At 44.1% G+C, this 22112-nt stretch carries 15 protein-coding genes; 9 read left to right on the top strand and 6 right to left on the bottom strand.

Translation table 11 applies throughout. From position 1 onward, the window contains the following. Positions 1-58: 58 nt before the first annotated feature. Complete coding sequence (locus tag R8G66_12530) at positions 59-2734, bottom strand: valine--tRNA ligase (protein MDW3193190.1); 2676 nt, start codon at positions 2732-2734, stop codon at positions 59-61. A 139-nt stretch (positions 2735-2873) separates the two neighbouring features. Between R8G66_12530 and R8G66_12525 the strand changes: the two genes are divergently transcribed. From R8G66_12525 to R8G66_12515, 3 genes are all read left to right on the top strand, one after another. Further along, positions 2874-3773, top strand: coding sequence for an aminotransferase class IV (locus tag R8G66_12525; GenBank protein ID MDW3193189.1), 900 nt, complete (start codon positions 2874-2876; stop codon positions 3771-3773). Positions 3774-3784: 11 nt separating this feature from the next. Continuing rightward, entirely contained in the window at positions 3785-4531 is a 747-nt protein-coding gene (locus R8G66_12520) for an arylamine N-acetyltransferase (GenBank protein ID MDW3193188.1), read from the top strand. A gap of 112 nt (positions 4532-4643) precedes the next feature. After that, entirely contained in the window at positions 4644-7076 is a 2433-nt protein-coding gene (locus R8G66_12515) for an ABC transporter permease (GenBank protein ID MDW3193187.1), read from the top strand. Between the two features lie 157 nt (positions 7077-7233). On the opposite strand, the gene R8G66_12510 is transcribed toward R8G66_12515, so the two are convergent. Beyond that, complete coding sequence (locus tag R8G66_12510) at positions 7234-8445, bottom strand: acyl-CoA dehydrogenase family protein (GenBank protein MDW3193186.1); 1212 nt, start codon at positions 8443-8445, stop codon at positions 7234-7236. Positions 8446-8538: 93 nt separating this feature from the next. On the opposite strand from R8G66_12510, the gene R8G66_12505 reads away from it, so the two are divergent. Genes R8G66_12505 through R8G66_12495 form a run of 3 tightly spaced genes read left to right on the top strand, consistent with a single transcriptional unit; the run spans position 8539 to position 11766 of the window. After that, complete coding sequence (locus R8G66_12505; protein MDW3193185.1) at positions 8539-9483, top strand: tryptophan 2,3-dioxygenase family protein; 945 nt, start codon at positions 8539-8541, stop codon at positions 9481-9483. Between the two features lie 9 nt (positions 9484-9492). Beyond that, a complete protein-coding gene (locus R8G66_12500) occupies positions 9493-11340 on the top strand; it encodes a hypothetical protein (protein MDW3193184.1) in 1848 nt (615 codons plus the stop codon). Positions 11341-11400: 60 nt separating this feature from the next. Beyond that, entirely contained in the window at positions 11401-11766 is a 366-nt protein-coding gene (locus tag R8G66_12495) for a CoA-binding protein (GenBank protein MDW3193183.1), read from the top strand. Here R8G66_12495 and R8G66_12490 read toward each other — a convergent pair. Further along, positions 11760-13139 (bottom strand): leucine-rich repeat domain-containing protein, encoded by a 1380-nt coding sequence (locus R8G66_12490; GenBank protein MDW3193182.1) that lies wholly within the window; start codon positions 13137-13139, stop codon positions 11760-11762. The two genes, R8G66_12495 and R8G66_12490, sit on opposite strands and share 7 nt — an antisense overlap. A gap of 178 nt (positions 13140-13317) precedes the next feature. Here R8G66_12490 and R8G66_12485 point away from each other — a divergent pair, with 178 nt between their 5' ends. Then, positions 13318-15009, top strand: coding sequence for an amidohydrolase (locus tag R8G66_12485; protein MDW3193181.1), 1692 nt, complete (start codon positions 13318-13320; stop codon positions 15007-15009). Positions 15010-15020: 11 nt separating this feature from the next. Further along, the gene (gene murB, locus R8G66_12480) at positions 15021-16037 is read left to right on the top strand and encodes a UDP-N-acetylmuramate dehydrogenase (protein MDW3193180.1); all 1017 of its coding nucleotides are present in this window, start codon (positions 15021-15023) and stop codon (positions 16035-16037) included. A 308-nt stretch (positions 16038-16345) separates the two neighbouring features. Here murB and R8G66_12475 read toward each other — a convergent pair whose 3' ends face one another. Together R8G66_12475 and R8G66_12470 are read right to left on the bottom strand one after the other, a co-directional pair. Continuing rightward, positions 16346-16717, bottom strand: coding sequence for a response regulator (locus tag R8G66_12475; protein MDW3193179.1), 372 nt, complete (start codon positions 16715-16717; stop codon positions 16346-16348). Between the two features lies 1 nt (position 16718). Further along, on the bottom strand, positions 16719-18524 hold the full coding sequence (locus tag R8G66_12470) for an ATP-binding protein (GenBank protein MDW3193178.1): 1806 nt from the start codon (positions 18522-18524) through the stop codon (positions 16719-16721). Between the two features lie 288 nt (positions 18525-18812). On the opposite strand from R8G66_12470, the gene R8G66_12465 reads away from it, so the two are divergent. Further along, positions 18813-21320: a TonB-dependent receptor gene (locus R8G66_12465; GenBank protein MDW3193177.1), complete on the top strand. Its 2508-nt coding sequence runs from the start codon at positions 18813-18815 to the stop codon at positions 21318-21320. A gap of 122 nt (positions 21321-21442) precedes the next feature. Here R8G66_12465 and R8G66_12460 read toward each other — a convergent pair whose 3' ends face one another. After that, the gene (locus R8G66_12460) at positions 21443-21925 is read right to left on the bottom strand and encodes a dCMP deaminase family protein (GenBank protein ID MDW3193176.1); all 483 of its coding nucleotides are present in this window, start codon (positions 21923-21925) and stop codon (positions 21443-21445) included. Positions 21926-22112: the final 187 nt, after the last annotated feature.

Raw genomic sequence — 22112 nt, 5'->3', positions numbered from 1 at the left:
AGCTTAACAAGTACAAGGTACATTTTTGATCTATGTACCTTGTGTAAATTACTTTCAGTTAAAGCCTATCTAAACTCTCTTCCAGCGTCTTGATTTTCGCTTCTGCATCAGCCTTTTTCTTTTGCTCGGCTGCTACCACTTTTTCAGGGGCACCATTGACAAACTTCTCATTGCTGAGTTTCTTCATCACGGAGTTTAGGAAGCCTTTGGTATAATCCAATTCTTTCTGCAATTTATCGCGTTCTGCTTCCGTATCTACCATGCCTTCTGCCTGCAAATGGAATTCAGTAGAAGCAACTACAAAACTGAAGGAACTGTCGGGTTTCTCGGATGAGAAATTAACCTCTGAGATCACACCAAGCTTTTCAATGGAAGGAATCAAGGCGGCATACTCGCTTTCTTGTGCATTGATGGTCAGAGGCAGTGCTTCATGCTTAGGCAGGTTTTTGCTACTTCTGACATTACGAATGTTGTTCACAATCTCAAACAGCGCATCCGCTTTTTGAACCAGGTTATCATCAAAATCATCGGCTTTTACCCAATCTGCTTTGATCAGGTATTCTCCTTCATTGCGACCCATTTTCTGCCAAAGCTCTTCCGAAATGAATGGCATGAATGGATGCATAATTCTCAGCACTTTATCAAAGAATCCCCAGGTAGCATCGAGCGTTGCCTGATCGATAGGTGATTGATAGGGAGGTTTGATCCACTCCAGATAATAGTTGAAGAAATCATCCCAAATCAATTTGTATAGAGCCTTCAGAGCATCTGACATTCTGAACTTCGAGAAATGGTCCTCAATTTCAGTCAGCGCTTTGTTGAAGTTCGCTTCAAACCACTCGATGGCCAGGGTGTTGCATGCAGGTTGTTTCTGATCGGCAACTTCCCATTGCTGTACAAGTCGAAATCCATTCCAGATCTTATTGGCAAACTTTTGTCCTTGCTCGATCAATTCCATATCGAACAGCAAGTCGTTGCCAGCCGGAGAGGAGAACAACATGCCCGTGCGAACTGCATCTGCGCCGTATTTAGCGATCAAGTCCAGTGGATCAGGCGAGTTACCCAATGACTTACTCATTTTTCGTCGCAGCTTGTCCCTTACGATTCCGGTCAGATACACGTTTTTGAATGGCTTGTCGTCCATGTATTCATAACCAGCGATGATCATTCGGGCCACCCAGAAGAACAGGATCTCAGGAGCTGTAACCAGTGTGTCGGTAGGGTAGAAGTAGTCCAGTGCCGGATTTGAACCTTTTTTGATTTTGCCGCTATCTGCATCTATGTATTCCGGATTCAGGCCATTGAAAACCTGGATCGGGAACAACCAGGAGGAAGCCCATGTATCCAGAACATCTTCATCCTGTTTCAGGTCGTCGATCGAAAGTGAGCTGTTACCCGATTTTTCTTTCGCAAGGTTCAGTGCTTCTGCTGGTGTTTCCGCAACTACAAAGTCGTCTTCTCCTTCACCGAAATAATAGGCCGGGATGCGCTGACCCCACCATAGTTGACGCGAGATACACCAATCCCGTACATTCTCCATCCAGTGATTGTAGGTATTCTTGAACTTTGGAGGATGCAGCAAAATCTCATCATCTTTCACAACCTGATGTGCCTTACGAGAGATCTCTTTCATCTTGATGAACCACTGCAACGACAACTTGGGCTCGATCACACTATCCGTTCTTTCGGAACGACCAATTCTTGTGGTGAACTCCTCACTACCTATTAAAATTCCTGCAGCATCCAGGTCTTTGATGATCTCTTTACGCGCTTTGAAGCGCTCCATGCCGATGTATTTTTCAACTCCGCAGGCTTCATTGAGATTACCTTTTAGGTCGATGGTGTCTACTACCTCCAAACCATGTCTCAAACCAATTTCATAGTCATTAGGATCGTGTGCGGGAGTAACCTTAAGACAACCTGTTCCAAAATCCAGTTCCACGTATTCGTCGGCGATGATCGGAATTTCTCGCTCGACAAAAGGAACGATGGCTGTTTTGCCGATCAGGTGTTGGTATCGCTCATCTTTTGGATTAACCGCGATACCCGAATCTCCGAGGATCGTTTCAGGTCGCTGTGTCGCGATGACCACTGATTCATCTGAATCTTTGATTTTGTAACGTACAGAGTAGAGATTAGAAACTTCTCCACCGTCCTGATAAACTACTTCTTCATTGGAAACTGCAGTCTGCGCTTCTACATCCCAGTTGACCATGCGGAGGCCACGATAGATGTATCCTTTCTTATACAGATCTACAAATACCCGGATTACAGCCTTATAATAGTCGTCATCCATGGTGAATGCCGTTCGGTCCCAATCACAGGAAGCGCCTAGTTTTTTCAGCTGTTCCAGGATGATCCCACCGTATTTTTCCTTCCATTCCCAGGCATGCTTCATGAATTCGTCACGAGAAAGGTCACTTTTCTTGATGCCTTTCTCGCGGAGCATTTTCACGACTTTCGCTTCCGTGGCTATGGATGCGTGATCTGTACCAGGAACCCAGCAAGCTTCTTTGCCTTCCATCCTTGCCTTACGGATCAGGATGTCCTGGATCGTATTGTTGAGCATGTGCCCCATGTGCAAGACACCCGTGACATTCGGAGGAGGGATCACGATAGAATAAGGTTCTTTGTCAGGGTTGACTTCCGCTGCAAAAAGTCCTTTTTCCATCCAGGTTTGATACCATTTGTCTTCTACTTCCGAAGGGTTGTACTTCGTCGATAATGAGGCCATGATTGTTTGTCAATTTTTTCGAAGCTGCAAAAGTAGAACATGTTACAGAGGCAATTACATGTTCGGTTCAAATTTGTCCCATGCTTTATCATAGATTCGCAGAACCATTACTTAAATCACCAATTAACCACCTCTAGTTATGTTGCAACAATACGACCCCAAGAACGCTGACCTACAAGTCTGGGTAGGAGATCAACTTTATCATAGAAATGAAGCAAAGGTTTCTGTATTTGATAGTTCAGTTCAGGGTGGTGATGCCATTTGGGAAGGCCTTAGGGTTTATGAACAGGGGATCATTCATTTGGACAGGCATTTGGATCGGTTGTATGAGTCAGCAAAAGCATTGCAGTTTGATCATGTTCCTACCAGAGAATTCATCAAGGATGCGATAAAACAAACGCTCGTTGCCAACGGCATGGACAAGGATGCGCACATTCGATTGACCCTGACCCGAGGAGAAAAGGTGACTTCAGGCATGGATCCGAGGCTGAATCAAAAAGGAAGTTGCTTGATTGTTTTGGCAGAATGGAAGCCATTGGTATATGACAATGAGACTGGAATCCGTGTGATTACCTCGACACAAAGAAGAAATGGACCACAATACCTGGATTCCAAAATCCATCACAACAACCTGTTGAACAATATTTTGGCAAAAATTCAGGCCAATATTGCTGGAGTAGATGCCGGCGTGATGCTGGATGATCGTGGATTTGTGGCGGAACTCAATGATACCAATATGTTCATGGTGAAGGATGGCAAGCTTTATACACCATTCGCACATGCTTGTTTGCATGGTATTACCAGGGGATTTGTGATAGAACTTGCAAGTGCCAATGGAATTGAATTGGAAGAAAGAAACTTGAGTTTAGTGGAGTTTTACAATGCGGACGAAGTATTCGCAACAGGAACTATGGGTGAACTGACCCCAATCGTAGAGATCGATGGTCGTCCTATTGAAAATAAAACGGGTTCAAATCTCCGAGCAAAGCTTAATGCGCTAATGCATGACAGTTTACCAACGCATGCTGAGAAACTATAAATCAGAAATTGGTGTGGGCTGAACTACTCCAACGCATTGGTTATCAGGGAGCACTGAACCCTGATAAGGAGACTTTATTCGCCCTGCACGAATGTCATGTTCGGTCCGTTCCTTTTGAAAATTTGGATGTACAGCACCAGGTTGAGATAAAACTGGACATTCCCCATCTCTTTCATAAAGTAGTCACTCAGAAGCGAGGTGGCTTTTGCTATGAGTTGAACCACTTGTTTTATCATCTCTTGAAAGAAATTGGGTTCAAGGTGTCTATGGTTTCGGGCAGGACATACGACGATGACGAACTCGGACCGGAATTTGATCATTTGGCCCTGGTGATCGCTTTAGATGAGAAGCTCTGGTTAGTGGATGTGGCTTTTGGAGACTTATTCATTACCCCTGTTGAGATAACCAATGAAAAGGGACAAACAGATGGACGGAATTATTTCAGATTAGAAAAGGTAGGGCACGACTGGCTGCTTTGGATGTCTTCGGATGGTGGGCAATTCGAGAAGAAATACCAATTTTCAACCATCCCCAGAACCATCGACGAGTTTCAGGACCAATGTCAATGGAAACAGGATTCACCGGATTCCTATTTTGTGAAAAATACGGTTGTCACCAGGCCAACACCAAGTGGAAGAAAGTCCATCTTCAATGAGAAGCTTATCATGAAAGAAAATGGTGATCGGAAGGACAGGATGATCGCTAGTCCCAGTCAATTGAAAGAGACCCTGAAAAACGACTTTGATATTCAGTTATAATGTGAACAAATTGCTTCTGTCATACGTTTTCGCCCGTCTGACCGAAATATGCAACCATTTGTGAGCAAAGAAGTACTATCTTTTAGTATCGGATTTTTTTAAAGCCTAACCTATGCTCCGCAACCTCATTCTTTCCGCCTGGAGAAGTCTCCTGAAAAAAGTGGGTTTTACCCTCACCAATGTATTCGGTCTTGCGATTGGTATGACCACTTGCATGGCCATCTTCCTGTATGTCGATTACGACTTGTCCTACGATGAATTCCAGGATGATGATGTCTATCGCATGTGGATCAATCGCGTATATCCGGAACGTGAAGTGAATTACCCCTTGGCACCGCATTCTTTCGGACCTCAGATGGTGCAAGACTTTCCTGAAATAATCGCACAAGGAAGAGCATTCAAACCATTTAATCCGACCAATGTCACGGTTGGCGATGATAGTTATCTCGAAAGTAACATCATTTTTGCGGATTCTTTCCTGCTTTCGGTTTTGCACATCCCTTTGAAAATTGGAAACACGGAAGAGGCATTATCAGATGCGAATTCTGTGGTGTTGTCTGAATCCATCGCAATGAAATTATTTGGGAACGACGACCCTATGGGTAAAACCGTGGAATTCTTCGGAGCTTCTAAAAAAGTAACAGGAGTAGCTTACGATTATCCCAATAATTCTCATTTCATATTCGATTATCTGACGCCCATGCATCAATTCCCATTCTTCAACCAGGAGAATTGGGTAGGCTTTTCAGCCATGACTTATCTGAAATTGCAACAAGGTACCGATCCGATGGTGGTGGAAGAAAAATTACCGGCCTTTGTTAAGCAGTATGCGGAAGGTCCTATTCAGCAGCGCAATGGCATCTCCTATGATGAATACATTGAAGCAGGAAATGGATACAATTATCACCTGATGCATGTGAAGGATATCCATTTACATTCCAATCTGGAGAATGAGATGAAAGCCAATGGCAACATTAACTATGTATATATATTCAGCGTAGTTGCAATATTCATTCTGGTCATTGCCTGTATTAATTTCATGAACCTTTCCACAGCCAGATCCACTGAACGGGGGAAGGAAGTAGGAATCAGAAAAGTATTGGGTTCTGCCAAACAACACCTAATTGCACAATTTTTAACAGAGTCCATCCTGATGTCTTTCTTCAGTGCGCTATTGGCCTTTGGAATTGTTGCATTGATTCTGCCGTGGTTCAATGAGCTCGCCGCAAGACCACTGGGTCTTGAACAGGTAATGAATCCACTGACGTTGTTATCGAGTGGATTGATTGTAGTGATCATTGGAGCGCTGGCAGGTTTGTATCCTGCATTTTTTATTTCCTCGTTTACTCCTTTGTCCGTACTGAAAGGAAAGCTGAGAGGAAGTAAAACTGGCATTAATCTAAGAAATGCGCTAGTCGTCTTGCAATTTGCTATTTCGATCATTCTGATCAGTGCTACATTGATTGTGTTCAATCAGATGGAGTACATGCAGAACAAGCCACTTGGTTTTGAGAAAGACAACATCATTGTGATTGAGAACGCGGGAGCCATCAATGGACAATCGCAAGACATTGCTCGTTTTGAGACGTTTAAGAATGAAATTGATCGGCTGCCCAATGTGAAGGTCAGTGCTTATTCCTCGAATATGCCTGGTGATCAAGCCGGTGATTTTAGCGTAAGAATTCCAGGGACCGGCCAGAAAGAAAGCATGATCATGCGGCAGATGTCCTTTGATGATGACTTGCCCGAAACCATGCAAATGCAGGTTTTGGAAGGACGATTCTTTTCCAAAGGGTTTGAGGATTCTTTGTCCATCGTACTCAATCAATCAGCTGTTGAAAAATTAGGTCTTACTGATCCTGTTGGTCGCAAACTCATCGAGATTGCAGCGAATGCAGAACCAAGAGAATACACGATTGTCGGAGTGATCAATGATTTTCATTTCCAGTCGCTGCACGTCGATTTGAAGCCAGCGGCTTTCACGAGTATGCAAGGCCCTTTTCAGAACAGATCCAAAATGGTGATCAGTGTCCAAGAAAGCGATATTCAAAATACCTTAAGTTCCATCGAAAGCAAGTGGGCAGAATTTGCACCACAGGCACCTTTCAAGTCGTACTTTCTGGATGCTAACATGGAGGCCTTTTACGAATCAGAATTGGCTACAGGTCGGATCTTCAGCATCTTCACTTTATTGGCTATTCTCATAGCATGTATCGGATTATTGGGTTTGTCAGCGTTTGTGATCAATCAACGTGTGAAAGAAATAGGTGTGAGAAAAGTGCTGGGTGCCACCGTACCTCAAATCGTCTTATTACTGTCCTCCGACTTTATGAAACTGGTTGGGATTGCTTCTATACTTGCCGTGCCGATTGCCTATTATTGGATGGACAGCTGGTTAGAAAGTTTCGCCTATTCCACAGGAGTCAATTGGTTTGTATTCGTACTTGCAGCTGGATTGGCTTTGATCATCGGATTAGGAACGGTGAGCTTTCAATCCATCAAAGCAGCGATCGCCAATCCAGTGAATAGCTTAAAGGACGAGTAGCTCATCCCTGGTTAATTTTCACATTGGTGAATATGACGTCCGAATCTGTCTGGGAAGTAAGCTTTGCTAATTCTGGTAATTGTTGTTGAGTTGTAAGAGGGTAGGTGATTTCACCCAAGACACCATTTTAATTGATGTCTTGGGTTGATTAGTGGGATCACTTAAACGCTGGAATCCCAGTGATCTCGGCACCTAAGATCAACAGGTGAATGTCATGGGTACCTTCGTAGGTAACCACTGACTCCAGATTCGCCATGTGACGCATCATCGGATATTCACCGGTAATCCCCATTCCCCCGTGGATTTGTCGCGCTTCCCGAGCAATTTCCAGGGCGACAGCTACATTGTTTCTTTTGGCGAGGGAAATGTGCTGAGTAGTGGCTTTACCTTCGTCCATCATTTTACCCAATCGCCAATTCACTAATTGTGCCTTGGTGATCTCGGTAAGCATTTCTGCTAATTTCTTCTGCACCAATTGGAAAGCGGCAATGGGCTTATCAAACTGGATGCGCTCCGCCGCATATTTTCTGGCAGATTCGTAGCAATCCATAGCTGCCCCGATCGCACCCCAGGCAATACCGTATCGGGCACTGTCCAGGCATTTCATAGGAGCACCCAAACCACTTTTTCCAGGGAGTAAATTTTCCTTAGGCACCTTCACGTCACTGAATACCAACTCTCCGGTAGCAGAAGCCCGCAATGACCATTTTCCGTGTGTTTCAGGGGTAGAGAAGCCTTCCATGCCGCGCTCAACAATCAAACCGTGAATGCGACCTTCTTCACTCTTTGCCCAAACAACTGCGATATCAGCTTTAGGTGCATTTGAGATCCACATTTTTGCACCGTTGAGCAAGTAGTGATCGCCCATGTCTTTGAAATGCGTTTCCATGCCACTTGGATTACTTCCATGGTTAGGCTCAGTTAGTCCGAAACAGCCCAACATTTCGCCAGAACCTAGCTTAGGTAAATATTTTCTTTTTTGTTCCTCAGAACCGAACGCATAGATCGGATACATCACCAGCGAACCTTGTACCGAAGCAGTAGATCGCATACCGGAATCTCCCCGCTCGATTTCCTGCATGATGAGTCCGTAAGAGATGTAATCGAGTCCGCCGCCACCGTACGTTTCAGGAATAGCCGGACCGAATGCGCCGATCTCTCCAAACTTTCTTACCATTTCATACGGGAAATGCGCTCTTTCTGCCCAGTCTTCGATATACGGTGTGATTTCTTTCTTTACAAAGTCTCGAATCGAAGAACGGATCAATTTGTGTTCTTCAGTCAACAGATCGTCAATCTGATAAAAGTCAGGTGACTCAAAATCATCTACGAAATTCCGCTTCTTTGCCGTTCCATTTTGGCCCAACATCTCATCACTTGGGGTTAATACTTGTTGTGACATCTATCGTACTTTGTTTTTAAGGGTAATTAGGCTCAAATTTACAATTTTTAAGATGTTCAAATGGAAAAGTCAGTAATTGACAACAAGACTTTGGCTCAAATTGAGGCCTTAGGTAAGAAGTATGATGCAATGGGGCAGGATTTGTCCTCTTATCTCGATGGTCTCCTGTATTCAGACTACCTCACGTATTGGGATTATGTCCATCTGGACACTTTACTGAGTTTACAAACACCTCGTACGGATTTTCCGGACGAAAAAATATTCATCATCTATCATCAGATCACGGAGTTGTACTTCAATCTGATCTTGAATGAGCAACAGCAGGTCATTGATCATGCAGATGGTAAACGTGAAGTGTTTTTGAAAAGGGTACGACGCATCAATCGGTATTTTGATCACCTCATCGATTCTTTTGATGTAATGCTGGATGGAATGGATCAGGAGCAATTTTTAAAATTCAGAATGTCCCTGTTGCCTTCCAGTGGTTTCCAGTCGGGGCAGTACCGTAAGATCGAAATCAATTCAACAGATTTTTACAACCTCGTTCCGAAGCATTCCAAAGAGCAGGTAAATGCCGATGATTCAATCGAAGAGCAATACGAGTACATTTATTGGAAACGGGGAGCGACGGAACTTGCTTCAGGGAAGAAAACCCTGACATTGAAGCAGTTTGAGAAAAAGTACTCCGTCGAGTTCATTCGACAAGCCCATGAGGTGAAAGAGAACAATATTTACCATCAATATCTCGCTTTCTATCAAGGCGATGCGGAAATAGAGGAAGCATTGCGTCATTTCGATCACAAGACGAATGTCCTATGGCCACTTGCGCACCTTAAATCTACGATTCGGTATTTACAGAAAAGTCCTGAGGACATCAAGGCTACTGGAGGAACCAATTGGCAGAAGTATCTTCCGCCCAGACATCAGGGTATCATCTTTTTTCCTAAGTTGTGGTCTGATCAAGAAATTACGGATTGGGGGGTACACATGAAATTGGATCAGTAAACCCAATGTATGAGGAAACTCCTGACGATAGCGCTTTTTTCCATCTCATCCCTCATTTGGGCGCAGACGTTTGAATCTCGATCGTATTATGACGAGGAGCGAACGAAACTGAAGGAGATCATCACGCTAAAGTCAAGTGATTCTACCCTTCAAGGTCCTTATTACTCTTATTTTCAATCGGGAAGTCCAAAGATCGAAGGCTACTACATAGATGGACAACCGGATAGTATCTGGGTGTACTTCTATGAAAATGGCAATAAAAAATCCAGCGGCTTGTTCCGTCGATCAAGTCAGATGGGGCTGTGGGATTATTTCTATGAATCCGGAGCGCTGAAAGCCAGTGGTATGCTAGCTGGTGGTCAGAAATCCGGGTACTGGAGTAATTACTTTGAAAATGGGAACGAAAAAAGCAGTGGTGGCTACTTCAAAGACCTTAAAGAAGGGATCTGGAACTACTTTTTTGAGGATGGTACCGTCAAGGCGCAAGCCTATTATGAAGCAGGTGATGGACTCTACAAACAGTTTTACCCTTCGGGCGAGTTGCGCATGGAAGGGATGAACAAGGATGGTAGAAGTGAAGGACTATGGACCTACTACTATGAAACCAGTGAAGAAGAGGCGAAAGGAGCTTTCAAAGAAGGCCTCAGAGACAGCACATGGATCTACTATTATAAGAATGGACAAGTCTCGGCTCAGGGTTCCTACCTGATAGGTAAAAAGACCGGGAAGTGGACATACTATTACGAAAATGGCCAAAAAAGCAGTGAGGGAATACTGGTAGAGGACCAACGCGATGGGCAATGGAACCTGTATTACGAAAGTGGGGAAATCAAGGCAAAAAGTGCGTATACAGAGGGAGATGGCGTGTTTACGGAATATTACCCCAGTGGTAAACAAAAGGCTAAAGGGGAAATCCTGAATGGTAAACGTCAGGGGAAATGGATCTATTTCAATGAAGATGGAGAGTTAGATGGCGAGGCAATTTTTGATCAGGATAAGGGTGTCTATACCGGTTATTACCCAAATGAACGAATCAAAATGAAAGGTCCCATGGATGGTGAGAAACGCACAGGAGAGTGGCAGCTTTTCAATCCCGATGGTACGCTAGCAGGGGTTTATCGACCTATCTACGAAGAGGCGAGACCTGTTTTTCGAATTGCACAACCTGTGAGAAGGAATGAGGTAAATCGAAATCCAGTTGATAAGCCGGAATATTTGTTCAAAGACAAGTCCATTCGGTACTTCAAGAAAGGTGTCAATGAGTTTCGGGCTTTGATCCTCGGGACCAATCCTGCCTGGATTCTTCTGGATGAATTCCCCGTTTCACTGGAGTACTATTATCAGGAGCGCTTGGGTTACGAAATACAATTGATCTATCACCGAGCGAAATTCTTCCAGAATGTAGAAGAGCTGAGCTTTAACGATACTTACAGTAGAGGGTTTATCGGGCGTATTAGACAAAAATTCTACTCTAAAGAATCAGCCCTGGGGCTGTTGTATTTCGGTCATCAGATCAGTTATTCATCTCTGATTCATCGGGCGCAGGTCATTGATCAGCTATCTCCACCATTTGGAAGAAGGACTGTTCGGACAGATGAAACATTGGGAGCTTATGGTGTATTCGTCGGTATGCGATGGATGAATGTCACACGCAATCCAGGTTTTTCAGTTGATGCCTATGTTGGAGTCGACATGAGTTATCGAGAATGGGAGGTTCAATATGAGGATCGGGCACAATTTGATCCGGTTTTTGAAGATTTCGATCAATCTTCATTTTTCTTCCCGTTCCAGTTCGGTCTCAACTTTGGTGGGGTGTTCAGTACTAAAGCCAAGTCTAATCAGGATACCTCGAGGTAAGTAACAAATCGGGCACCAATTTATGAGCAATCTTGTTCTTAGTAAAATCAACATCAGAAAGTGAAAAAGACATTAGTGGTTGGGGCTACGCCGCATGCGCATCGCTATGCATACATGGCGGCTGTTAGATTGGAAAATGCGGGCCATGAGACATTGAACATAGGAATCAGAAAGGGATCCGTTAATGGGCAGGAGATCATCAATCTAAGGGACAAGCCTCCATTGGAAGACATAGATACCATTACGCTTTACATCAACCCACACTGGCAGGAGGAATGGGGACCTTATCTGCTTTCCCTGAATCCCAAAAGGATCATTTTCAATCCGGGGACCGAAAATCCGGAACTGGCCCGTAATGCTCAGGAGCAAGGCATAGAGGTAGCATTTGCCTGTACGCTGGTCATGTTAAGCGCTGATACTTACTGAGGGCCTTCTTTCGAAAATGAGGGAGAACACACTACACCTCGTTGGCTCATTTCCCAGATCATTGGAGCGATATACTGATTTTGGGGTATGTTGAAATCAATTGGGTTTTCCCGGAAATAAAGTAATTGCATTTCCGGAAAGGAGGTGTCCATTCCCGGAGGGAGACCACTGATTTGATTGCTCGAAAAATCCAAATAAGTCAGATGCGTCAAGTAGAGTAAATCCTTAGGAAACTCATACAAGGTATTGTTATCAATTCGCAACACCTTGAGTGAAGTCAGATCTTTCAATTCGGGAATAGAGGTGAGATTGTTATGAGCCAAATAGAGCTCACGCAGTTTCGGTAGCGCACCTAATTGAGCGGGGATATCATAAATCTTGTTGTTTGAAAGGTACAGAATTTCAAGTTTGGTCAGTAAAGAAATGGCTGTGTCGATCACTTCCAACTGGTTGTAATAAAGGTCGACGATCTGCAGGTTTTTAAGATTATAGAAATCGGCAGGCAGGTTTGTTAATTCATTTTTATAGAAAGACAAGGTCTTTAGCCGCCCCAGGTTGGAAATACCTCCGGGGATGCTTTGCAGTTTGTTTTCTGGTAGCTGAAGTTCGGTCAGGCTTGTCATCCCATAGAGCGATTCATCAATCGAGGTAAGGTCACAACTGGCCAATTTCAACACTTTCAAATTAGGGATAGCCTCATAATTTCCCGGGCCAATCTGAATTTCTGTGTTTTTGTTAAGGTACAGGTCTTCCAGTTTCCTGTTTCCCAGCAATGATTTAACGGGAATGGCGGTAAATGCATTTGTGGAAAGATCCAGAGTCTTAAGGCTTTTCAACTTCTTAAGGTTTGCGATTTTTTGAAAGCTGTTTTCGCTTAGATCGAGATGTTCCAGTGATTTTATTTTAGGGATCTTTGCTTTCTTATGGTCCGCATAAATATAACTCCAGTCTAATTGTTTCAAAGCCTTCAACTTCTTTAGCTTTCCCGAGAGCTTATGGAGGTCATTGTGATCCAAAATCAGCCGTTCTAAGGAGGTGGCTTGAAAGACAAAACTGGGAATAGCAGTTAACCTCCCGTGACTCAAATCAATCTCTTTAAGTGTATCGAGTTGGGTGTTGCTTTTGTAGGACTCGACTCGGTTCACAGCCTCTTGTTCCAATGCTGCAATCCTGAATTTGTTCAGGGAATCCCTGGCGGCATCTCTGTCTCCATCAAAATGTGTCAGGATGGCTTCAAACTGCTGTCGCTGCTTTCTGGATTTTTCCAGCTGCTTTTTAGCAGCAGCCATACCCGTGGTATCGCTATCTGCCGGATGTTGACCAAAGGCACAACAACCTACGGACAGAAGTAATGAGACTAAAATAAAACGCACTGAGCCCAAAAAATGGTTAACCTAAAAACCAAATTTAATGCTAATTGTTCCAAAGACCTGAAATATGCCCTTTTTAGTATTTGTACCGATTACGGTTAAATATTTCCGAATTGAAAAGAATTGGGTGTGCTTAATAGAATCCATTTTAGATTTAGGCTGAAATCAAAAAACCTAGTTTATGAAAGTTTGGACCCTCTCCTTGATATTTCTAACTCTGATTATCAGCTGTGGAGAAAAAGAGACCGCCGATCTGGTTCTGTTAAATGGTAAGATCTATACGGTAAATGCGACTAACGATGTTGTAGAGGCTGTGGCCGTGAAAGACGGTAAAATTTGGAAAGTTGGAGGGACCGATGAAATCAGTGCACTGATAGGAGAAGCCACGGAGCAAATTGATTTGGAAGGGCAGGCGACCTACCCGGGGTTGATCGAAGGACATGCACACATCATGGGTGTAGGACAAAATCTGATCAACGTAGATCTGATGGGAACAAAAAGCTATCAGGAACTGGTAGATGCGGTTGCCGCAAGGGCTGAAGAAACCCCAGAAGGAGAATGGATCATTGGGCGCGGATGGCATCAGGACAAATGGGATAAAGGCCCAGAAAATATCATCAAAGGATTTCCAACGCACGACTTGTTGAGTGAAGCGGTGCCCAACCATCCGGTTTGGTTAAAGCATGCCAGTGGGCACGCCGGATTGGCCAATGCCAAAGCCATGGAAGCTGCAGGTATCAATCAAGACAGCCCTGATCCAAGTGGTGGGGAAATATTCAAAGGATTGGGAGGTCAGCCAACCGGGATTTTCAATGAGACGGCACAAGGAAGCATTACGGCAGTGATTCCTCCGGAAACAAAAGAAAGAAGAGAAAGGGTATTGAAGTTGGCCCTGGAATCATGTGCCGCACATGGGATCACGGGATTTCATCAAGCAGGTTCACCAAGTGCAGATATTGATTTGTTCAAAGAGTTTAAAGCAAAAGGTGACCTTTCACTAAGACTTCATGTCATGCTAAGTGGACGAGATGAAGCGCTTCTTAATGACTATTTCGAAAACGGTCCGGTGATCGACTCAATTGATCAACTGCTCAACATCAGGGCGGTAAAGTTGTATTCTGACGGAGCATTGGGATCAAGAGGTGCGTGGTTGTTGGAGGAGTATTCGGATGCACCTGGAAAATTTGGTCATAATGTAACTCCGATGGAAGTGATTGAAGATGTGACGATGCGAGCAACTGCAGCAGGGTTTCAGGTATGTACACATGCCATCGGGGACAGAGGTAATCGCGAAGTGCTGGATATCTATGAAAAGGCTTTCAAAACATATCCTGAACAGACCCAGGATCATCGATTCCGCATTGAGCATGCGCAGCACCTTAGCGGGGCAGATATTCCACGTTTCGCTTCATTAGGAGTGGTTCCAGCCATGCAGGCCATTCATATGTCTTCTGATCGTCCCTGGGCCATCGGTCGTTTGGGGAGAGCCAGGATCCTTGAAGGAGCTTATGTGTGGAGGAAGTTATTGGACCTTGATGTTAAAATCGTAAATGGTACCGATGCTCCCGTTGAACCCATTTCGCCATTTGCATCTTTCTATGCATCTATCTCCAGAAAAACCCTTCAGGGGACACCTGATGGAGGCTATGAGCCTGATCAGAAAATGACTCGGGAACAAGCTTTGCGTTCCTATACCCTAGATGCAGCTTATGGAGCTTTTCAAGAAGAAGTGGTAGGTTCGATTGAGGTGGGTAAATTTGCGGACTTCACCGTTTTGGATCGTGATATCATGACCATTGATGAAGCTGAGGTGTTAAAAACCAAAGCAACGATGACCATAGTAGGTGGAAAAGTCGTATACAAAGGAATATAAATAAAACGCATTTGCTCTTACACCACAATATCTCGCTACAACCGTACAATACCTTTGGTCTGGATGTCAATGGACAATATGTAGCCATCATTAAACATCTGGACGATATTGATGAAGTTTATGCTAATCATCGATTGCGACCTATGCCGAAATTGGTCTTGGGAGGAGGTTCCAATGTGTTGTTTACCGGTAACCAGCGGAAAGTATTTTTGAAAATGGAAATCGATGGGATTGATGTGGTGGAAGAAGGCAGAGATGAAGTCATTGTAGAGGTAGGTGCCGGAGTGGTCTGGCACCAGTTTGTACTTTGGTGCCTGGATCATGAACTGAGCGGGGTAGAAAATCTTTCCTTAATTCCGGGTACCGTAGGGGCTGCACCGATCCAAAACATCGGTGCGTATGGCGTGGAATTGAAAGAGATCTTTCATTCTCTCGATGCTGTGGAAGGCAAAACCGGAGAGACCCGAACCTTCGTGGCAGAGGAGTGTCAGTTTGGGTATCGACACAGTGTTTTCAAAGGCAAGTTCAAAGGCAAGTACATCATCACTCGGGTCAGAATGAAGCTTTCAAAAAAGCCTGCTTTCAATATTCACTATGGCAACCTCAAGTCGACCCTGGATCAAATGGGGGTAGACCAGCTTTCGGCTCGTGCGATCAGTGAGGCGGTCATTCACATTAGGCAGACCAAACTACCTGACCCGCTGGATATTGGCAATGCTGGAAGTTTCTTCAAAAACCCATTGGTAGAGCGGCCCTTGTTAGAAGCCCTACAGGAACTGTATCCAAGTCTGCCATTCTTTGAAGTGGATGAGAACTGGAGCAAGATCCCGGCAGCCTGGTTGATTGAAAAATGTGGCTGGAAAGGTAAACGCCGTGGCGATATAGGCGTTCATGAACAGCAGCCACTGGTTCTGGTCAATTATGGCGGAGGATCAGGTAAAGAGATCGTGAAACTGTCCAAAGACATCCAGAAATCTGTTTCCAGTACATTTGGAATTGACCTTTCAGCGGAGGTGAATATTATTTAACCTTCAAATCTAAAGGCCTTCCTCATCCGACGCCCTTTCAGGTATTATCACTAGGGTCGTCAACTTAAGGAAAACGTTATTAAGACTCCCATCTTCATGAGGCACCGATCGGGCCGACACGGTGATCCCTCACGGGAGTTCAGGCCTATAAAACGTAAGATTGCGTTACTACGTCGGGTGGCCGACGGTCCGCCGCTACGGTGCCATCGCAATGACGATCTAAATTCATCTTCATTTCGGGAGAATTATATCTTTTAATCCAGTGAAGATTCTAAAGTTGATAGCCATGGTGTTATCACCTGCATGAATTAACTCAGACACGCATCAATTGCCTGTTGGATCTCTTCGAGACTGAAGGGTTTCTTGAAACTTTGATCAATCAATTTATTGGCCAAAGCTGCCTCGATCTCTTCATTGAAATCAAATCCAGATAGGATGAAAAAGAATTTTCGGTGATTCCTGTTTTGGGCCTCTTTGACGAACGCAACCCCCGACATGTCCGGCATTTTCATGTCACTGATCACTAATTCAATTTCGGGAACTGCATCGAGCTGTTCAAGACCATCTTTGGCTGATGCGGACGTGATTACCTCAAACTTCTTACGGAATGCCGCCTTGAACAACAACAAGTTGTTGGGCTCATCGTCAACGTACAATACCGTCTTTTTGAGGTCTGACATATTAGATTAGCTTTTTCAACGGAAACGAGAGTGTGAAGGTAGAACCTTCGCCTTCTTTGGAAAATACTTTGATTTCTCCGTCATGTTCTTCAATTACACCGTAGGTGATGAATAAACCTAGCCCGGTACCTTCGCCGGCCGCTTTGGTGGTATAAAAGGGGTCACTGATCTTTTTGAGGTTTTCTTCGGAAATACCACATCCATTGTCGGCGATACTGACATTGATCCAATTCTCCTCGTGTTCGGTGATAATAGTGATCTGACCTTGTTCTTTGATTGCCTGAGACGCGTTAAACAGGAGGTTAAGGAATACTTGGTGCAACTTTGCCTCACTTCCGGTGATAATCAGTTCCTTTTTTGCGAATTGTTTAATGATTTGGGCTTTGTTTTTGGTTTCACTGCGAAGGATCGTCAGGCAGTTATCCAATATAGCATGGACATCACAAGTTTCGTTGAGGTCTGTTGCTTTTCGACTGAAATGGCTCAGACTCTTCACGATTTTGGAGGCCCTGTCCACTCCATCATAGATCACGTCAAAAAAAGGTGCTAAATCTTCAACAGAAGTGAGTTCATCATCCGTCAATTGAGATTCAATGGTCTTTACACCATTAAAAATGAAGTTGAGCGGATTGTTGATCTCATGACCTACTCCTGCAGCCAATACACCCAGGGAAGACATTTTATCTGCCTGTAGCAGCTGACCCTGAGTTTCTCTTAACTCTTGAAAGGCCTTTTCGAGTTGAATATTTCCATCGTGTAAGGCTTTGTTCTTACTTTCCAGTTCCTGAGTCCGTTCCTGAACCAATGTTTCCAGGTCAATATTGTATTTTTCCAATTGTTGCTGGATTTTACGTAATTCACTGATGTCTTCAGCAAACAAAGAAAAACCAATGATCCGATGCTTACGATATACAGGATTGAAGCTCAGCATGAAACTTCTGAGGTCTTCTCCTACCGGATATTCAATGGTTGCTTTGAATTTTTCTCCCTTTAATACCCGATCCATGTATTTCCGGAAGACTTCAGATTGTGCTTGATTGATGTGATTCAATAAATCAATGCCTTCATAGATAACCACATCATCAGTAGCAAATATGTAATCTGCAAAAGCCTGATTAAAAGCAACGACGTGTTTATTGGCATCGAAGAGTCCTATGACATTATTGGTACTTTCCGTGATGGCACTGAGATTGGCTTCCCGAGTTTTTAACTCTTCATTCTTTTCATTGATGCTTTCGATGAACTTCGACGTATTTTGATCGAAATTGATAAGTGTAAAAACAATGACTGCAGAAACGATCACCAACACCAGGCCTTTTTCTATCCAGTCACTAAATTCCAAATGAGCTTCAATTCCGCTATTCAAGGTGAGTACATCGGAGGTAAATAACCCTCCAATGGTCAGATAGATGAAGAGTGTGAGAAATGAGAAGATAACTGTGGTGGTCTTATCGAATGCCAGGATCAGGAAAAAGGGAATCATGGGCAGCAGCAAATAATTATCTCCTAACAACCCAATACGGAAAGTCTCTGCCATGGTGATCAGGAAAACAACGCCAATCAGTGCGCCGGCTTTCCAACGAATACGCAAACTTTTCCGCTTGATCGATACAACGATAAGTAGCCCAATTCCTAAAATGTCGATGAGTTGATGCCCGAGTGCCCGATTGTCACCATCCAGTTTGGTGATCAAAATGGTGGCCAGACCCAGCATGGTACCAATGACCAAAGAGGAGTCAACAATTTGGGCCCTGTAGTGCCTGATATTTCCTTGTTCCGAAGAACGCTTGTAAGTAGTAAAGGCCATTTGCCCTTGAGGAATCTAGATAGTCTACCGCTAAATTATGGAAAATGATCTTGGCGAAGAGAATCATATCCGACTAGCTTTTGATTTTCAACGGAAAAGATTAGAAAAAATTGAGTTTTTGAAATATCTGAAATGCTACCATTGAAGGGCTGGCGCGACCTCTCATCACATATATAGCGTTCATCCGCTGGTTTTTTTTTGATTGGGCATCTAGTTCTATGGCTCGGCTGAACTTAAAACGGCTCAGTGGGTTTAAAACTGATGAATCAAAAATCCAACTCAAGCAACATGCGCAAATTGAATATCGCAGGGACTGGCAAAGTCATGCTGTTCGTTCTTTTGACTTCTTTGTCATTGATTTCAATGGCACAACGTCCCGGGGGAAGGCCAGGTGGGAGACCCGCAAACTTTTTTAATTTCTCGGGTCAGCTGATCGATGAAAGTACCACTGAGCCACTTGAGTTTGCAACGGTGAGCGTATTTAATCCTACGGACTCCTCTCTGGTAAAAGGGACTGTGACCGACGCTGAAGGCAAGTTCAAAATGTTTGTTCGGCCTGGGACTTACTATGCGGAGTTTCAGTTTATTACACACGAGAAAAAGACGATCGAGAACATTACGATAGAACGCGGCGCTCCGGTGGCGTTAGAGAAGGTTGAGATGCATCAAAAACAGCTGGAACTCGATGAGTTAGTGGTAACTGGGGAGCGGACGCAAATGGAGCTTACATTGGATAAGAAAGTCTATAATATTGGAAAAGACCTGAGTAACCTCGGAGGCAGTGCTTCGGACCTGTTAGGTAACCTGCCCTCGGTAGAAGTCGATGTTGAAGGGAATATTTCTCTTCGAGGCAGTGAAAATGTACAGATACTGATCGATGGTAAGCCTTCAGGGCTAATAGGTCTTTCCGGTACCGGAGGCTTGCAGCAGTTGCAAGGCAACCTGATCGAACGCGTGGAGATCATTACTAATCCGTCTGCGAGATACGATGCAGAGGGAGGTGCCGGAATCATCAACATTATCTTGAAAAAGGACAAGGCCAAGGGATTCAATGGAAGTTTTCAGGTGCAGGCGGGATATCCTGCGCAGAATGGTGCCAGTGTTAATGTGAATTACCGTACGGGTTGGATCAACTGGTTCATTAATTATGGGGTGACTCGACGAAAATCTCCGGGTCAGGGATTTACTAACAATGCATTTTTTCGTCCCGATACGACGTATTTCATCAATCAAATCAATGATCGTAATCGAAATGGGTTGTCTCAGAATGTTCGTTTTGGATCTGATATTTACTTCAATGATAAGAATGTGTTGACCCTTTCGGCTTCTTATAGAAATTCGGACAATGAAAACATTACCAATACCAGCTATAATTTCCTGGATCAGAATCGCGCTTCTTTTTCGGATCGATTCCGACGGGACAATGAGCAGGAAGATGATATCAATTGGCAATATGAAGTGTTGTTCAATCGCGATTTCAAACGCAAAGGTCATAAGCTGACTTTCAACTTGCAATATCAGGACAGCAATGAGGTTGAGATCTCGCAATTTGATGATGAGACGAATTTCTCAGATGGAACCGTCTTTGATTTCAATCAGCGAGCAGAAAATGACAATGGAGAAGAAAGAACCTTAATTCAAATCGATTACGTTCAACCCTTTAGTAAGGCGGCAAAATTTGAAGCGGGAGTTCGATACAATTTCAGGAATATCTTCAATGATTACATCGTAGAATCTGACACGGCAGGAACAGGCGTTTATGAAGAGGTGACCAACCTGACTAATGATTTCAACTTCGATGAGCGTATCCTTGCATCTTATCTGATCCTCAGCAATACGCTTGAGAAAGTTTCATGGCAACTTGGTGCTCGTTTGGAGCATACGGATTTGGAAACGTTACTGGAGCAAACGGGAGAGTCCAATAATCAGGATTACCTGAGCTTTTTCCCAAGTGCGAATGTGACCTATAAATATTCTGGTATTTCTTCTTTACAGCTGAGCTACAGCCGTCGGGTTAGCCGACCAAGATTCCGAAGCCTGAATCCTTTTGTTACGTTTAGTAACCCACTGAGTATCTACACGGGTAACCCTAACCTGCAACCTCAATTCACAGATTCTTACGAATTGGGTATCCTTCAAAACAGAACTGCTTCCACCATTTACTTAGGCATCTATCATCGTCATACGGAGGATGTGGTTTCCAGAATACAGGTAGCAGGGGAGGAAGAAGGTCAGACGATCCGGAGGCCGGAAAATTTGGCTGTAAGAAATGATATAGGACTGGAGCTGAACCTGACGCAGGAGCTTGGTCAAAAATTCCGTATGACTGGGAACGTGAATTTCTTCAATTCCAATACGAATGGCTTCAACCCTGAAACCGGAGAAGACATTTCTGCAGAAGCGACCACCTTCACAACGAGAATGATGGGCTTCTATCGGAATGATAAATTGTTCAATGCACAGATGACCTGGTCATATCGGGCGCCAAGAAAAACACCGCAAGGAACAAGAAAAGCCATTACCAGGATCGATGTTGGATTGTCCAGAGATGTTCTGAAGCGCAATGGTACGGTTGCTTTGAGTGTAAGAGACCTGTTCAATACCAGAAAATTCCGTGGAGAAACCATCACGGAGTTCTTTACCACGGACTCAGAATTTCAGTGGAGACGCGGACCGACCGTGACTGCTTCCTTTACCTACCGACTTAATCAAAAGAAACAACGTGGCCGTAGAGGTGGACGTGGCCGAGATGGTGGCGAAGATTTCGGTGGAGAAGAAGGTGGGTTTAGTGATTAAAGAGTAGCTAAAAAGATTTTGAGAACGCCATTTCTACTTGAATTGGCGTTTTTTCTTTTCATACCTAAGCGTCTTCTGAGAATGACTCTGAGGAGCTTTCGGAAAGGTAGACAGTCAATCAACTAAATCAACACATTCTCATGAGGGATCTCACCTTCATATTGGACCGTCTCCACACCAAACTTTCTAAGAAAATCCACCCCTTCATCACTGGGGATGCCTTTGTATTGTGCGTACGATTTCAGGTAGATCACTTTCTTAATACCCGAAGTGTAGATGATTCTTGCGCAAGCCAAGCACGGAGACAAAGTCACATAAAGAGTTGAGCCTTCTACCGTAGATTGGTTCTTCACCGCATAGAGAATGGCATTTTGTTCTGCGTGGATCGCTAATGAGCAACCACCTTTGGAGTCCCTGGGGCATCCTTTTTCCGGCCATTCCTCGTCGCAGTTGTGTGTGCCAGCAGGAGGGCCATTGTAACCGATGGAGATGATCCGTGTTTCTTTGGTTAATACCGCACCCACATGCCTTTTGATGCAATGAGAACGAGAGGCCAGATTCACTGCCAGCTGCATGAAAATATCATCAAATTCGGGACGATCCATATCCAGAGAAAATGGGTAAAAATGAGCGCGCTAAAGTAAAGAAAAGAGAGGAATTGGGAATGCGATGATGAGTGCTAACTTCAAGAAACTGTTGTAATGGTAGTTGTTTGTGGTCAATTGCGTGAGGTTACAAAACCACCAGTACCAGCACTGCCACCGATATTCCCAGCAGCACAATAAAAAGTTG

This window comes from Cytophagales bacterium, from assembly GCA_033344775.1.
Classification (GTDB): Bacteria; Bacteroidota; Bacteroidia; order Cytophagales; family Cyclobacteriaceae; genus JAWPMT01.
This window is presented reverse-complemented; position numbering and strand designations above follow the sequence as displayed.

Bases quoted from the DNA above. Each gene is read 5' to 3' on its own strand.
- R8G66_12530 (MDW3193190.1), bottom strand. From the start codon at position 2,734: ATGGCCTCATTATCGACGAAGTACAACCCTTCGGAAGTAGAAGACAAA.
- R8G66_12525 (MDW3193189.1), top strand. From the start codon at position 2,874: ATGTTGCAACAATACGACCCCAAGAACGCTGACCTACAAGTCTGGGTA.
- R8G66_12515 (MDW3193187.1), top strand. From the start codon at position 4,644: ATGCTCCGCAACCTCATTCTTTCCGCCTGGAGAAGTCTCCTGAAAAAA.
- R8G66_12510 (MDW3193186.1), bottom strand. From the start codon at position 8,445: ATGTTGGGCCAAAATGGAACGGCAAAGAAGCGGAATTTCGTAGATGAT.
- R8G66_12505 (MDW3193185.1), top strand. From the start codon at position 8,539: ATGGAAAAGTCAGTAATTGACAACAAGACTTTGGCTCAAATTGAGGCC.
- R8G66_12500 (MDW3193184.1), top strand. From the start codon at position 9,493: ATGAGGAAACTCCTGACGATAGCGCTTTTTTCCATCTCATCCCTCATT.
- R8G66_12485 (MDW3193181.1), top strand. From the start codon at position 13,318: ATGAAAGTTTGGACCCTCTCCTTGATATTTCTAACTCTGATTATCAGC.
- R8G66_12475 (MDW3193179.1), bottom strand. From the start codon at position 16,717: ATGTCAGACCTCAAAAAGACGGTATTGTACGTTGACGATGAGCCCAAC.
- R8G66_12470 (MDW3193178.1), bottom strand. From the start codon at position 18,524: ATGGCCTTTACTACTTACAAGCGTTCTTCGGAACAAGGAAATATCAGG.
- R8G66_12465 (MDW3193177.1), top strand. From the start codon at position 18,813: ATGCGCAAATTGAATATCGCAGGGACTGGCAAAGTCATGCTGTTCGTT.
- R8G66_12460 (MDW3193176.1), bottom strand. From the start codon at position 21,925: ATGGATCGTCCCGAATTTGATGATATTTTCATGCAGCTGGCAGTGAAT.